This window comes from Gluconacetobacter aggeris (assembly GCF_014174395.1).
Lineage (GTDB): Bacteria > Pseudomonadota > Alphaproteobacteria > Acetobacterales > Acetobacteraceae > Gluconacetobacter > Gluconacetobacter aggeris.
The window spans coordinates 459,740-473,961 of the sequence record NZ_JABEQD010000002.1; the positions used below are offsets into that span (position 1 = coordinate 459,740).

At 67.2% G+C, this 14,222-nt stretch carries 13 protein-coding genes; 5 read left to right on the forward strand and 8 right to left on the reverse strand.

What is annotated here, in order from left to right; genetic code table 11:
• The first annotated feature begins 29 nt into the window (after positions 1-29).
• On the forward strand, positions 30-1,388 hold the full coding sequence (locus HLH36_RS04695; protein ID WP_182985273.1) for an L-serine ammonia-lyase: 1,359 nt from the start codon (positions 30-32) through the stop codon (positions 1,386-1,388).
• A gap of 27 nt (positions 1,389-1,415) precedes the next feature.
• Here HLH36_RS04695 and HLH36_RS04700 read toward each other — a convergent pair whose 3' ends face one another.
• From HLH36_RS04700 to HLH36_RS04710, 3 genes are all read right to left on the reverse strand, one after another.
• Positions 1,416-1,727: an aspartate dehydrogenase domain-containing protein gene (locus HLH36_RS04700; protein WP_182985274.1), complete on the reverse strand. Its 312-nt coding sequence runs from the start codon at positions 1,725-1,727 to the stop codon at positions 1,416-1,418.
• A gap of 528 nt (positions 1,728-2,255) precedes the next feature.
• Positions 2,256-2,942, reverse strand: a complete 687-nt coding sequence (locus HLH36_RS04705) for a hypothetical protein (protein ID WP_182985275.1) — start codon at positions 2,940-2,942, stop codon at positions 2,256-2,258.
• A gap of 443 nt (positions 2,943-3,385) precedes the next feature.
• On the reverse strand, positions 3,386-3,799 hold the full coding sequence (locus HLH36_RS04710) for a ketosteroid isomerase-related protein (RefSeq protein WP_182985276.1): 414 nt from the start codon (positions 3,797-3,799) through the stop codon (positions 3,386-3,388).
• A gap of 226 nt (positions 3,800-4,025) precedes the next feature.
• Between HLH36_RS04710 and HLH36_RS04715 the strand changes: the two genes are divergently transcribed.
• The 4 genes from HLH36_RS04715 (at position 4,026) to HLH36_RS04730 (ending at position 8,025) form a co-directional block, all read left to right on the forward strand.
• Entirely contained in the window at positions 4,026-4,979 is a 954-nt protein-coding gene (locus HLH36_RS04715) for a glycine betaine ABC transporter substrate-binding protein (RefSeq protein ID WP_220792695.1), read from the forward strand.
• Between the two features lie 127 nt (positions 4,980-5,106).
• Positions 5,107-6,183: a GlxA family transcriptional regulator gene (locus tag HLH36_RS04720; protein WP_246376423.1), complete on the forward strand. Its 1,077-nt coding sequence runs from the start codon at positions 5,107-5,109 to the stop codon at positions 6,181-6,183.
• A gap of 12 nt (positions 6,184-6,195) precedes the next feature.
• A complete protein-coding gene (purU, locus tag HLH36_RS04725) occupies positions 6,196-7,047 on the forward strand; it encodes a formyltetrahydrofolate deformylase (RefSeq protein ID WP_182985278.1) in 852 nt (283 codons plus the stop codon).
• Between the two features lie 75 nt (positions 7,048-7,122).
• On the forward strand, positions 7,123-8,025 hold the full coding sequence (locus tag HLH36_RS04730; RefSeq protein ID WP_182985279.1) for a diacylglycerol/lipid kinase family protein: 903 nt from the start codon (positions 7,123-7,125) through the stop codon (positions 8,023-8,025).
• Here the strand turns inward: HLH36_RS04730 and HLH36_RS04735 are convergent.
• Genes HLH36_RS04735 through HLH36_RS04755 form a run of 5 tightly spaced genes read right to left on the reverse strand, consistent with a single transcriptional unit; the run spans position 8,003 to position 14,221 of the window.
• The gene (locus HLH36_RS04735; protein ID WP_182985280.1) at positions 8,003-8,494 is read right to left on the reverse strand and encodes a prolyl-tRNA synthetase associated domain-containing protein; all 492 of its coding nucleotides are present in this window, start codon (positions 8,492-8,494) and stop codon (positions 8,003-8,005) included. The two genes, HLH36_RS04730 and HLH36_RS04735, sit on opposite strands and share 23 nt — an antisense overlap.
• A gap of 16 nt (positions 8,495-8,510) precedes the next feature.
• Positions 8,511-9,218, reverse strand: a complete 708-nt coding sequence (locus tag HLH36_RS04740; protein WP_182985281.1) for an electron transfer flavoprotein subunit beta — start codon at positions 9,216-9,218, stop codon at positions 8,511-8,513.
• On the reverse strand, positions 9,218-10,294 hold the full coding sequence (locus HLH36_RS04745) for an electron transfer flavoprotein subunit alpha/FixB family protein (protein ID WP_182985282.1): 1,077 nt from the start codon (positions 10,292-10,294) through the stop codon (positions 9,218-9,220). The genes HLH36_RS04740 and HLH36_RS04745 overlap by 1 nt, the downstream gene beginning before the upstream one ends.
• Positions 10,294-12,168 (reverse strand): DUF3483 domain-containing protein, encoded by a 1,875-nt coding sequence (locus tag HLH36_RS04750; RefSeq protein ID WP_182985283.1) that lies wholly within the window; start codon positions 12,166-12,168, stop codon positions 10,294-10,296. The genes HLH36_RS04745 and HLH36_RS04750 overlap by 1 nt, the downstream gene beginning before the upstream one ends.
• 4 nt (positions 12,169-12,172) lie before the next feature.
• Positions 12,173-14,221: an NADH:flavin oxidoreductase gene (locus HLH36_RS04755; RefSeq protein ID WP_182985284.1), complete on the reverse strand. Its 2,049-nt coding sequence runs from the start codon at positions 14,219-14,221 to the stop codon at positions 12,173-12,175.
• Between the last annotated feature and the right edge of the window lies 1 nt (position 14,222).

Sequence of the window (14,222 nt, forward strand, 5' to 3'; positions counted from 1 at the left end):
TGCCGCTGGCGGGCGCACCATCGCCGCCCATGATCAGCCTCTTCGACCTCTTCAAGATCGGCATCGGCCCCTCCTCGTCCCATACGGTCGGGCCGATGCGCGCCGCCCGGCGCTTTATCGCGCATCTCACCCCCGCGATGCCCGTCGCACGCCTGCGCGTCACGCTCTACGGCTCGCTGGCATGGACCGCCAGCGGCCACGCCACCGACAAGGCCGTCATCCTCGGCCTGGCGGGCGAAACGCCGGAAAGCGTCGATCCCGACGCCGCCGACGACATCGTGCGCACGATCGGCGCCGATCGCACGGTGCCGGTCCATGGCCGCACCGTCGCCTTCGACCCCGCCCACGACATCGTGCTGGACCGCGACACGATTCCGCCCGTCCATCCCAACACAATGCAGTTCCAGGCCCTTTCCGCCGACGGCACGGTGCTGGACACCGCACGCTTCTGTTCGGTCGGCGGCGGCTTCATCGTGCCCGAGGACGCGACGAAACAGGCCGGCTACGCCCAGCCCGACATGAAGCTGGATTTCACCAGCGGCATCGAACTGCTGGACCGCACGCGCGAAAGCGGATTGAGCATCGCAGGAATTGTCCTGGCCAACGAGGCGTGTCTCCGCCCCCATGCCGAGATCACGGCCTATCTGGACCGGATCATCGACACCATGATGGCCTGCGTCGAACGCGGCCTGGTCCAGCACGGCACGCTGCCCGGCCGGATCAAGGTCCGCCGCCGCGCGGCCGCCCTGCACGACCGCCTGCGGGAGCGCGCCCGCCTCAACCAGCGCCCCCCGCACGAGGCGATGGACTGGGTCAGCCTGTTCGCCATTGCCGTCAACGAGGAAAACGCCGCCGGCGGCCGCGTCGTCACCGCGCCCACCAACGGCGCGGCGGGCGTGATCCCGGCCGTGCTGCGCTATTACCGCGATTTCTGCCCCGACGCCTCGCGCCAGGGCATGCATGATTTCCTGCTGACGGCATCGGCGGTCGGCGGATTGTTCAAGCTCAACGCCTCCATCTCGGGCGCCGAGGTCGGCTGCCAGGGCGAGGTCGGGGTGGCCTCGTCCATGGCGGCGGCGGGCCTGGCGGCGGCACTGGGCGCGACCCCGCTCCAGATCGAGAACGCCGCCGAGATCGGCATGGAACATCATCTGGGCATGACCTGCGACCCGGTCGCCGGCCTGGTGCAGATCCCCTGCATCGAACGCAACGCCTTCGGCGCGGTCAAGGCCATCAACGCCGCCTCGCTGGCCATGCATGGCGACGGCGCCCATCATGTCTCGCTCGATCAGGTCATCCGCACCATGGCGGAAACCGGCCGCGACATGAACCACCGCTACAAGGAAACGGCGCTGGGCGGCCTCGCGGTCAATTTCCCGGAATGCTGATCGTCCCCCCGCTGCCCGACGGCCCGCTCAACTGCCGATACGGATCGGCGAGACCAGGTCGCGCAGGCAGGCGACGATCGACCGAGGGGTCAACTGCCCGCTGCGGGGATTTTCCGCATTGGGCACGATCTCGATCGTCGCGGTAAAGCGCGCGGAATCCGCCTCGACCGTAATCGTGTGGATATTGCGATCCACCGCCGGGTCGGCGATGACGCGAACATCCGTGCGCGCGGGCCCCAGCCCGGCCAGCGCCAGGGCGGCGGCGACATTGGTATTGGCCGGAAAGGCGATGGCGGCCTCATCCGCCGTGCCGGTAAAAATCACGGTGGGCGCGGTCATGGCATGGATATCGATCGCATTCGCGACGATATGCGGCGCACCGGCCAGGCTGGCGGGTGATTTGCGGACGTCGATAGCATGCCGGCCTTCGCCTGGAAACTGACGGACGCCCAGGTCACCGACGTCACGACCTTCCTGCGCAACAGTTGGGGCAACCGCGCCGCCCCGTCACCCCGGCCGACGCGGCCCGCGCCCGCCAGGCACTCAACGCCCCACAATCCCTGCCACGCTAAGGCTGCTTGCAGAGGCGGCCACCGAAAGATGGTCAGAGAGGGCCGGACGAATTCGGACAGCGTGATAATACCAATTCCGCCTCGTGCAGACTCATGCCGGTCTTCGCCCCGACACAGGAATCCCCGGTCGGGTGCCGAAATTGGCCGCGCAGCCTATGCCTAGGATGAGAAGACACTGGCCGAATTGCCGCAGCCTTATGACATGCATCCGAACCAGATTACGGCCTGGAAGGCGCAACGTCTTTGTCGGGCGGTTGTGGCGATCGGTCAAATACGAGGATGTCTATCTCCGCGCCTATGACAGCATTGGCAACGCGCGCGGCTCTTGTGTCTGCTGTGTCCTTGGAGTGGTCTGGATGGCCGCGAAGTATGCCCTCAGGCGATCCCGGTCTATTCGGCTTATCCGTGAGCCACTGAGATGAACCGTTCCAATCGCTATACGACCCCACAAGGTTCCCCTGCGGGCAAGCACCCGGCCTTTCTCTCCGTATAGCGACGGCTCGCCCTGCGTCAGCCAGTCGAACGTTCCCAGACCTATGATAATCAGAAACTCCGGCCGGAGTGCCCGCACAATACGTTCCGCGTTGTGCAGACTGAAAATCTCAAGATCGTCTCGCAGTGTTTTCGCTATCCGGTTCCACGCTACGACGCTTGGAGCCCGGAAGAAGATCGCATTAAGCCCGGTGCATCGCGCCACCACTTCCGCTCCCCATATCGCCCTCACTTGTTTGGCAAGCGGCCAGTCCTCGGTGGCATAGTCGCAGGTCTCCGGCCACGTCTCGTGATGATCGACACAGTCAACCGCTCGACCTCCCGGCTGATACCCAAGGAACAGAAACGGCGCATCGACTACCGGCGGCCCATATAAGATGCGAAAGCCCAAGGCATATTCACCAAGAGCTTCTTCTGACTGGCAATAGTATTTCTTCGTATCCGCGTAGACATTCCGGCATATATCCTCGACGTCTTGGTTGTGCATCATTTTGCCTTTCTGTAGTCAAAGCCGAGCACCTTCCGATGCGGGGGTCAAGGCGGACGCTACAAGCGCCACAGCAGGCCCCTGGATCAGTCGCGAAGAGGGCCGACTAAGACTCCTCGGAAGCCTCAGGAGGCTTGCAGTGGTCCACTAGCTGTCAGCTAGTATCCTCCTGCGCTGACACAAACCAAAATAGGCAAGTAAATGTTACCTATTTCGCGTGCGTACCTCGTGAGTACTTTACGTCACCCCCAGTCCCCCGTTCTCTGCCACGAGCAGACGGCGCCAAACGGGGGTTCCAGGATGGTGGTTGCAGAAGCGCGTATTTAAGTCACTGTCAAAGAACTATAGATCTGAAAAATCTGACTTCTACAGTGAAGTGGCGCCGCCGGCTGGGGCTATCGCCACGCCCGGCCCTATTTCCGTATTGTACGGATCAAGTCCAGCCCCTAGCCGCCGGTGACCTGCCGCGTCCATTCCGGCAGGTTGTAGTAATTCGAAATCCGCGCGACCTTGCCCTCGCGCAGGGTAAAGAATGCCCCCGCCGGCAGCACATAGGTCTGGCCGGCGGCCTCCGGCAGCCCCTCGTCGGTACTCAGATAGGTGCCATGGACGACGAATTCCGCCGCCGCCCGGCTGCCATCGTCATTGACCATCACCACCACGTCGCGGATCTCCTCGCGATAGCAGCGGTCCATGCGCTGCAGAAAGGCGCGGAACGCCGTCGCCCCGCTCTCGCTGCCGCCCTGGTTGATGTCATGCACGACATCATCGGTCAGCAGGGCCAGAAAGGCCGCGCGGTCGCCGGAATTGAAGATGCGGTAATAGCTCTCGATGACCGCGCGCGCGGTGGCAATGGACATGACGGGCTCCGATCGGTCAGGCAGGATATCCGACAGTCTGATAAGGCCCTTGCCACGGCGAGGGAATGTCGGGGCCAGCCTGGCGGCACAAAAAAATCGACCCGATCCGGTTTTCCTGCGTTTCATGTCGGAACCGAACCGTCATCCGACGCGAACATTCGGGTGACGGGCCGGCAGGCCCGACATGATGGCCGGGAGCCCTGCCGGTCAGAAGGAGAATGTCCGAATGCCCAGCCGTACCGGCCGCCTGCTCGCGATGCTGGCCCTGCTGGCCTTCCCGACGGCCGGGTCGCGCGCCGCCGCCGATCCGGCCGCCTGCGCGCCGGTCCGCCTGTCCAATGTCGGCTGGACGGATGCCGAGGCCGTCACCGCCGTCGCCGCCACCCTGTTCGAGGCACTCGGCTACGCGCCCCGCACGCCGATGCTGGCCCTGACCATGACCTACGTGGCCATGCGCGACCGGCGCGTGGATGCGTTTCTCAGCAATTGGGAACCTTCGGGCAGCACCCCGATCGCGCCGTTCCTGGCCGACGGGTCGGTGGAACGGCTGGCCACCAACCTGTCGGGCGCGCATTACACGCTGGCGGTGCCCGATTATGTCTGGCAGGCGGGCCTGCGCGACTATCGCGATATCGCGGCATGGGGCTCGCGCCTGGGCTACATGATCTTCGGGCTGGAAGCCGGCAATGACGGCAACGCGCTGGTGCTGGACATGATCCGCGCCAACCAGTTCCAGCTTCAACGCTTCCGCCTGGTGGAAAGCAGCGAACAGGGCATGCTCAGCCAGGTCGACCGCACGATCCAGAGCCACCGCCCGATCGTGTTCCTGGCGTGGGAACCCCATCCCATGAACCTGCGCTTCGCCCTGCGCTACCTGACCGGCGGCGACAAGGTCTTCGGCCCCGATGGCGGCGCCACCGTCAATACCGTGATCCGGCGCGGCTACCGCACGGACTGCCCCAACGCGGCGCGCCTGCTGGCCCGGATCCGCTTCACGATCCCCGACGAGAACATCATGATGCTGGCCATCCAGCGCGACCATATGCCCCCGCCCCAGGTCGCCCGGCGCTGGCTGCGCGGCCATCCCGACGCCTGGCATGCATGGCTGGACGGCGTGACCACCCGCGACGGCGCGCCGTCCCTGCCCGCCATACGGGCATTTCTCGCGCCCGGCGGGTAAATCCGACGGATCGAATGAAATTTATGTCGTATCGGGACAAGATGTGCCTATTCATGGTTCCGTATCCTCGTTTCGGACAAGCAATCAAACTGCCCGGCACGGGCCGGCCACGATCGGGAGAATGATCATGTCAGAAGGGGCATCGGCCGGCATCAAGCCGCGCCTGCGCGTCGGCTTCATTCTCGCCGAGCATTTCACGCTGTCCGCCTTCGCCCTGTTCGTCGACCATCTGCGCCTCGCCGCCGACAAGGACGATCGCAGCCGCCCGATCCACTGTTCCTGGCAGGTCCTCTCCGCCTCGGTCCATCCGGTGCGCTCCAGTTGCGGCGTGGCCATCGCGCGCGACGCCCCGCTGGGCGATCCCAGGGCCTTCGACCATATCGTCGTGGTCGGCGGCCTGCTGCACGGGCAGGAGCAGATCGATTACGTCACCACCGCCTGGCTGCGCCGCGCCGCCGCCATGGGCATCACCCTGATCGGCGTCTGCACCGGCACCTTCGCCCTGTGCCGCGCCGGGCTGATGGACAATCGCCGCGTCTGCGTCAGCTGGTACCACCGCCAGGATTTCCAGGAGGCATTCCCCACCCACGAGCCGGTCAGCGACCAGATGTTCCTCGACGATGGCGACCGCATCACCTGCTCCGGCGGCGGGGCGGCGGCCGACGTGGCCATGCATCTGATCGAACGCAGCATCGGCCGCCCGGCGGGGCTCAAGGCCAGCCATATCCTGCTGATGGAACGCGCCGGCACCGCCGGCAACCAGACAAGGCTGCAACCCCAGCCGCCGACCCTGGCCTCGGCCACCCGCTTCGCCGACCCGCGGGTGCGGCGCGCGGTGTTGCACATGGAACAGAACATGGCGCGCCCGCTGCCGATCGCGCAGCTCGCCGCCCGGCTGGGGATCTCCAGCCGCCAGCTCGAACGGCTGTTCCAGACCACGCTGGGCCGCAAGCCGCAGGATTTCTATCGCACATTGCGCCTGCGCCACGCCCGCGCCCTGCTGGAAGCCGGCGAAATGAGCGTGACCGAAATCGCCATCGAGATGGGCTTTTCCGACTGCTCGCATTTCTCCCGTCATTTCAAGAACATGTTCGGCATCAGCCCCAGCGCCTGCCATCGCACGGCCCTGCCCGACTTCGCCGCCCGCCGCGCCGCGCCGGACGTGCTGTCCCATGCCGGCATCAGGCTGTTCTCCGACCGGTAAGGCCCCCCGAGCATGGCCTATGCCGACGCCCATATCCTCATCGTCACCTGCGCCAGCCAGACCGGTCTGGTCGCCGCCTGGTCGGGCTGCCTGTTCGACGCGGGCGCGAACATCATCGAGATCCATCAGCATGCGGATCTGGCGGAGGGCCAGTTCTTCATGCGCATCGCCTTCACCGCCGCCACCCCGCCCGACCGGGCGATCCTGGCCCAGGTGGCCGCACGGTTCGACGCGCACTGGCAGTTCTACCCGGCCGGCGCGCGGCAGCGCGTGCTGATCATGGTGTCGAAATTCGACCATTGCCTGGCCGACCTGCTCTATCGCTGGCGCATCGGCGAACTGGCGATGGACCCGGTGGCCATCGTGTCGAACCACCCGCGCGAGGCCACCCGCGCCGTCGCCACCGACGACATCCCGTTCCACTACCTGCCCGTCACCCCCATGACCAAGGCGGCGCAGGAAGAGCAGCTATGGCGCCTGGTGACCGAAACCGGGGCCGACCTGGTCGTGCTGGCCCGCTACATGCAGGTATTGTCGAACGAGATGGCGGCGAAACTCTCCGGCCGCTGCATCAACATCCACCATTCCTTCCTGCCCAGCTTCAAGGGATCGCGCCCCTATCACCAGGCCCAGGCCCGCGGCGTCAAGCTCATCGGCGCCACCGCCCACTATGTCACGGCAGACCTCGACGAAGGCCCGATCATCGAACAGGATGTCGAACGCATCTCGCATGCCGACACGCCCGACGACCTGATCCGCAAGGGCCGCGACGTGGAACGGCGCGTGCTGTCCAAGGCCGTGCATTACCATCTGCAACGGCGCGTGATCGTCAACGGGCATCGCACGGTGGTGTTTCCGGACTGACCGGGCCGGTCATGTCTTTCATCCCCGGGGACGTGTATAGGATCGCGGACATGTCCCGGAAGATGAATCTTTTCGATGAAAAAAGTCATTATCATTACAAATCCGACGGCCGGACATCATAGTCGCTCAAGAATTTCCCGCTTCGTACGCCATCTGGAGCAGGCCGGCCCGCGCGCGACAATCGCGCGGACGCAATATCCCGGCCACGCGACCATCCTCGCCCGCGACGCCGCCGCCAGCGGGCTCTATTCCCACATCATCGCGGCGGGCGGAGACGGCACGATCGCGGAAGTCGCGGCGGGCATGATCGGCACCTCCGCCATCCTGGGCATCCTCCCCCTCGGCTCGGCCAACGTGCTGGCGCACGAGCTGAAGATCCCCTTCAACGAGATCAGGAACGCCGCCCTGATCCAGGCCGGCCATTTCACGACCATCTGGCCCGGCTATCTCCACACAAAGGCGGGGCGCCAGCTTTTCGTACAGATGGCCAGCATCGGGTTCGACGCCCACATCGTCCACGGCACCTCGACGCGCCTGAAGGCATGGGTGGGCCGCGCCGCCTACGCCGTCAGCACGCTCTCATCCCTCTTCCGGTTCGAATTGACGGAATTTACCGTGCTGATCGACGATATTCCCCATCGGGCCACGACCGTCATTGTCTCGAAAGGCTCGCTCTACGCCGGAAAATACGAGCTGACGCACCATTCCGCACACGGGGACAGGAATTTTTCCGTCATCCTGTTCGAAACATCCGGCAAGCTGGCCCTGGTCAGGACCATTCTCTCGCTGTTCCTCGGCAGGATCGGGCAGCAGAAGGGCACACGGACCCTGACCGCCTCGACCGTCCGGATTCCGTCCCCCGCCGCCATTCCCATCCAGAGCGACGGCGACCGCAAAGGATTTTCCCCGGTTCATCTCGATATTTCCGCATCGCCACTGCACGTGGCGACGGGTCCTACCCCTCCGCCGGCAGGGTAAAGACCACCGGTTCCACCCCCAGATCGGCCAGCAGGCGGGTCAGCACGGCGCGGGGGATCACCCAGGTTTCGGTATTGTCCAGCGGATGACAGGTGATGGCATCGGCCTCCAGCAGCGAGGATTCGATGGCAAAGCGGACCTGGCGCCGCGTATCGGCCACCAGGCTGAGCGGCCCCAGCGCACCCGGTTCGGTATCAAGCACCGCACGCATCAGCTCCGGGCTGCCGAAGGACAGGCGCTTGGTCCCGATCAGCCCCGGCAGGGCCTTCATGTCCAGCCGCCGGTCCGCCGGCACGCTCACCAGCACCAGAACGCCCTTTGCATCTTTCAGGAAGGCATTCTTGGTATGCACCCCATCCAGCCCCGCATAATGCAGATGCGCCTCCTCCACCGTGCGGACGGGCGGATGGCTTATGCCGCGCGGCTGGAAATCCAGCCGCTCCAGCAGGGCACGCAGATCTTCACGCATCAATGGATGTTCCTTCTCATGCGTCCAGCATGCCGAGCGCCCGCAGATGGTCAAGCAGCACCCGCGCCGCCTCGGCCGGGTCCGGATTGTCCAGCACCCGCCCTCCGCCGGCCGGCGCGGCCGACCCGATCAGCCGGGGTCGCGCGCGATAGGGTCGCTCCGTCCCTTCCGGCGGGGCGATGGTCTCCGCATCCGCCACAGCGACCGCATGCATCGCCACCCGCCGCGCGCGGTCGAAGACAAAGGGCGGCGCCGGCGCCGCATCATGCGCGCACAGGATGCAGGGCAGCCTGATCCGCGCGTCCTGCCGCGCGCCCAACGGCAGGCCGATCGTCACCGGCAGCCAGCCGTCCGCCACGGTGCCGATCGCCACCACGCCGGCAAGCAGCGGCCAGCCAAGCCGCTCGGCCAGCAGATAGGGCAGCATGCCGCTATCCTCACCACCGCAGGCCCGCGACCCCGCCAGCACCAGATCGGGCGGCGCGGCAGACAGATGCGCGGCCAGAATCGCGACAGGATCGCCCACCCCCCGCAGACACGCGATCTGTCCCAGCCCATGACCGGCCGCCTGCCCCAGGGCCGCCGCCGGCAGACCCACATGCACCCCACCGACCGCCCCGCCCGCCGACAGCGCCAGCCCGATCGCCGCAATCTCGCCGCTTGGCGGAGCCGGACGGCCGGAGACAGGGTCGATCCCGCCCGAGAGCAGCACCACGCTGCGCATCACCCTTCCCCCCGCAGCAGGGCGATCAGCGCCGGCATGACCGCCTGCGCATCGGCAATGATCGACAACCCCGCCCGCGCAACGATCGCCGCATGCAGGTCGGTATTGACCGCCACCACATGCTCCACCTTGCCCAATCCCTGAAGATGCTGCGGCGCGCCGGCAATGCCGACCGCCAGATAGCAGCGCGCGTCCAGCACCGTGCCCGACGCGCCAACCTGCGCCGCGCGCGGCATCAGCCCGGCATCGCACACCACACGGCTCGCCCCCTCGGTCGCACCCAAAAGGCGGGACAGGGTATGGAAACTGTCAAAATCCCGCACCCCGTGCCCCGCCGCCATCACAAACGGCGCCTCGGCCAGGGGCATGCCGGCGGCCTGCGCCGCGATCACCGGCCCGACCTGTATCCGCGCCGCCATTGCCGGCACGTCCGGCGCCGGGCATGGCCGGCCTTCGCGCCGCGTCCCGCCATAGGGCGCGACACGATCGATCGGCAGGGTCAGCAATCGGGCCGGCACGGCCGCCCGCTCGCGCCGCACGCCCCCAACGGGCCGGATCGCCTGGCGCGCGCTCAGCATTTCGACTCCAGTCTGGATCGGCCACCCCGACCGCGCAGCCAGCCGACGCGCCCAATCCCCCCCCGCCGGGCTTTCCGCCAGCACCACATGACGCGGCGCAAACGGCGCCAGCGCCGCCAGCATCGCCCCCGGCATCGCGTCCGGGCCAATGGCCGTCTCCAGGCACACCACACGGTCCGCACCCGCCTCGCCAACCGCCTCGGCCACGTCTCTCCCAACCAGCAAGGCAACGACGCCACCATCCGTGCCGGCCAGCACGCGCGCGCTCCCCAGAGTCTGGCGCCCCCAACGGTCCAGCCGACCGTCCGGCGCCTCGACGACCGCCGCAACCCAGAAGGCAGGCGTTTCGAGGCGAATCATCACCGGTTCACGCGGCCCGGCATCCGGCACAATCGCCATACCGTCCCAGCCGGCGCGCACCAGGCGCGGCCGGGCACCGCCCGGCACCAGACAGCGCGCCCGTTCAGCACGCGGATCGCGTCTGGGCCGCCCCGTCATCACACCATTGCTCCTGCCACCACCGCCGCCAGCACCAGTTCGGCCACGTCACGGATCTCGGGGCGCGGGCCGGTCACGCCTTCCAGCATCGCGGTGCAGCCGGGGCAGGCCACCGCCACCAGGCCCGCTCCCGCCGCTCGCGCCTGCTCCATCCGCAGGTCCGGAATGCGGGTGACGGCATCGACATCGCTGACCGGACTGCCGCCCCCGCCGCCACAGCACATGGCGCGCATGCCATGACGCGCCATTTCCACCCGGTCGGTGCAGGCTGCATCCAGCAGGCGGCGGGGCGCATCGATCTCGCCATTATACCGGCCCAGATAGCAGGGATCGTGATAGGCAACGCGCGTACTCTCCCGCCGCTCCAGGCGCAGCCGCCCGTCGCGCACCAGCTCGTCCAGCAGGCCGGTATGGTGCTGAACCTCCCATCGGCCGCCCAGCGCCGGATATTCGTTGCGCAGCACATGCAGCGCATGCGGATCGGCGGTAACGATCTTCGTAAAGCGCCGCGCCTTCAGCGCCGAGATGGCTTCCGCCGCCAGAGACTGGAATGTCGCCTCATCCCCCAGGCGGCGCGCCAGATCCCCGCAATCGACCTCGTCCGCGCCCAAGGTGGCGAAGCGCAATCCGGCCCGGCGCATCAGCGTGACCAGCGCCCGCAATGTGCGGCCATAGCGCGCGTCGAACGCCCCCTCACCCAGCCACAGCAGGATGTCCGACTCGCCCCCCGGCGGCAGCACCGGCATATCAAGGGCCGCAATCATGTCCCCCCGCGCCGCCAGATCCCGGCCGCCCGGCTCGGCCCGCTCGCGCGAAGCCCGCAATGCCTGCGCCGCGCCGTCACGCGTGGCCCCCAGCATCAGGGTCTGTCCCCGACGCAGCGCCACCACCGCGTCGACATGCTCGATCAGCATCGGACACTCCTCGACACAGGCGCGACACGTGGTGCAGGCCCACAGCGTGTCGCGATGCAACACATTGCCGACGATGGGCTGCCCCATTCCCCCCTTGCCCTGCAACACCGGCACCGATGGCGCCGGCCGCCCCGCATAAGGAGGCGGCACGGCACGCATCGCCCCCGACAGGGTCTGGATCAGCGCCTTGGGGTTCAGGCGCTGCCCGGCGGCGAAAGCAGGGCACGCCTCCTCGCACCGCCCGCACTGGATGCAGGCATCAAAAGCAGCCAGTTCCGGCCCCGAAAAATCGGCAGGCACCAGTACGCCCAGACGCGGCGCCGCAAGATCGAGCGGCCGTAACCCCGTATCGCGCCCCTTCCCGGTGAAACGGCCCGGCCGCGTATGACCAGCCAGCCATGCCACGCCCGCCAACGCATGGCGCATCGGCCCCAGCGCCACCAACCGCAGCAGCGCCACCCCGCCCAAGCCGCCCAGCACCACCGACGGGATCACCGGCAATGCCGACGCGCCGATCGCCATGAACAGGGCGGCCAATCCGTTGCCCACACACCATGCGGCCAGAGCTGCCGGCAGCCACAGGAAGGCGCCTCCCGACAAGGCGGGCGGCGCCTTCGGCACCCGCCGCCGCCACACCAGCAGCGCACCGATACCCCCCATTCCAAAAGCCAGCGCCGCCAGCGCCCAGACGATCCCCCCCGCACCCAGCAGAGCCGCCAGCAGCGCCAGCGCCGCCCCGCCCAACACGCCCCCGGCCGCCATCGCATGCATCCGCGCCGCCGCCGGACGGCGCGCGACGACATGATGCACATCCACCAGATAGCGCCGGGGCACCTGACGCAGCCCGGCCAGCCAACCGGTCGCCGGGCGCCCCTTCAGCCAACGCGCCAGCAGCACCAGCCAACCCATCGCCGCCGCCAGCGCAATACCCCCGATCTCCCCCACGATCAGCACGCGCATCAGGCTAGAGATCCTTGCACAGCCGCAGCGCGTCATAGAGCGCGGCATGGACGTTACGCGCCGCCACGGCATCGCCGATACGGAACAGCGCATACTCCCCGACCCTGATCCGTTCCATCACCGGCTGGGGCCGTCCGGCGACCAGCGCGTGCGCGTCGGTCTGCCCTTCATTGACCGAGGCCGCCTTCAACCCGTCATAAACAATCGTATCCGGCGCCCCGCCGCGATCGACCACGATGTGATCGACCACCCGCTCCTCTTCCGCGCCCGTCATGGTGTTACGCAGCACGGCGACCAGCCGGTTGCCCTCGCGCCAGGTCTCGATCAGCTCCATGTTCGGCGTCGTCACAACGTTCAACCGATAGAATTCGCGCAGATGCACCGGCTGATTGGTGGTACCGACCTCCTGCGCCACCAGCCGATCATGCGTCACCAGTTCGATCAGACACCCCCGCGTGGCCAGCAATTCCGCCACCGAGGACGCATTATGCTGCCCCATTTCGTCGAAGATCAGCACGCTGCCCGTCGGCGCAACCCGCCCCGCCAGCACGTCCCGCGTCGTATGGTGCAGGTCGCTGCCCGGATCGTCACCCAGGATCGCATCGCCGCCCGTCGCCACAATCACCACATCCGGCGCACACAGCAGGATATCGGTCGCCGTCGCGTCCTCGCCCAGTCGCAGGTCGACCCCCAGCTTGCGCACTTGCCCGTCCAGCCAGCGCACAATGCCTGACAGCGCCTCGCGCCACGTCGCGCGGGCCGCCAGGTTCACCTGCCCACCAGTGCGGTCCTCCCGCTCGAACAGCGTCACATGATGGCCGCGCAGGGCACAGACCCGCGCGGCCTCCAGCCCCGCCACGCCGGCCCCGACAATGACCACGCGCCGCGTCACTGGCGCCGGCACGATCTCGTGCGGCATCGTTGCCTCGCGGCCCGTCGCCGCATTCTGCAGGCACAGCGCATCGCCACCGACATAAATCCGGTCGATGCAATAGCCCGCCCCCACACATTGGCGGATATCGTCCTCGTGCCCGGCCGCCAGTTTCCTGACCAGATGCGGGTCGGCGATATGCGCGCGGGTCATCGCCACCATGTCGACATGGCCCTCGGCCACCGCGCGGGCCGCCGTCGCCAGGTCGGTGATGCGCTGGGCGTGAAAAACGGGAATATCCACCGCCCACTTGATCGCGCTGGCCAAGCCGAGAAAAGGTGCGACGGGAAACGCCATGTTAGGCAGCGAGACCGCATGCGCCATCTCATCACGCGCCTGCCCGCCGATGACATTGACGAAATCGATCAATCCTCGACGCGCGTAGTCCTCGGCAATCGCAATACAATCCTCCTGCGTCAGCCCCCCCTTCATCAGTTCATCGCCCGACATGCGCATGCCGACCACGTAATCATCCCCGGTCGCCTCACGGATCGCGCTCAGCACCTCGATGCCGAAGCGCATCCGGTGTTCCAAGCTGCCACCATAGGCATCGTGCCGGTGATTGACCGATGGGCTCCAGAACTGGTCCAGCAGATGCCCATGCGCCCCCGAGATTTCCAGCCCGTCCAACCCGCCCTCGCGACATCGCCGCGCGGCAGCACCAAAGGCACGGACGACACGGGCAATATCCTCCGGCTCCATCTCCTTGGGGATCGACCGCGATGCCGGCTCGCGCCGGACCGAAGGCCCGATCACCGGCAGCCACGCATCGGTATCCCATCGCGTACGGCGCCCCATATGGGTCAACTGGATCATCAACCGGGCGCCATGGCCATGCACCCGGTCCGCGAACTGGCGGAAATACGGAATCACGCTGTCGTCGGAGACCGCGATCTGGCTCCACGGCGTGGCCGGGCTGTCCAGTTCGACCGAGGAGGAGCCACCGAACATGGTCAGCCCGATGCCGCCCTTCGCCTTCTCGGCGTGATAAAGCTGGTAGCGTTCCTGCGGTTTGCCATCGACGCCATAGCCCGGTGCATGGCTTGTGCTCATCACCCGGTTGCGGATGACCATCGACTTGATGCGCAACGGCTTCAGCAGGGCGTCGGCATAGGGGATCATA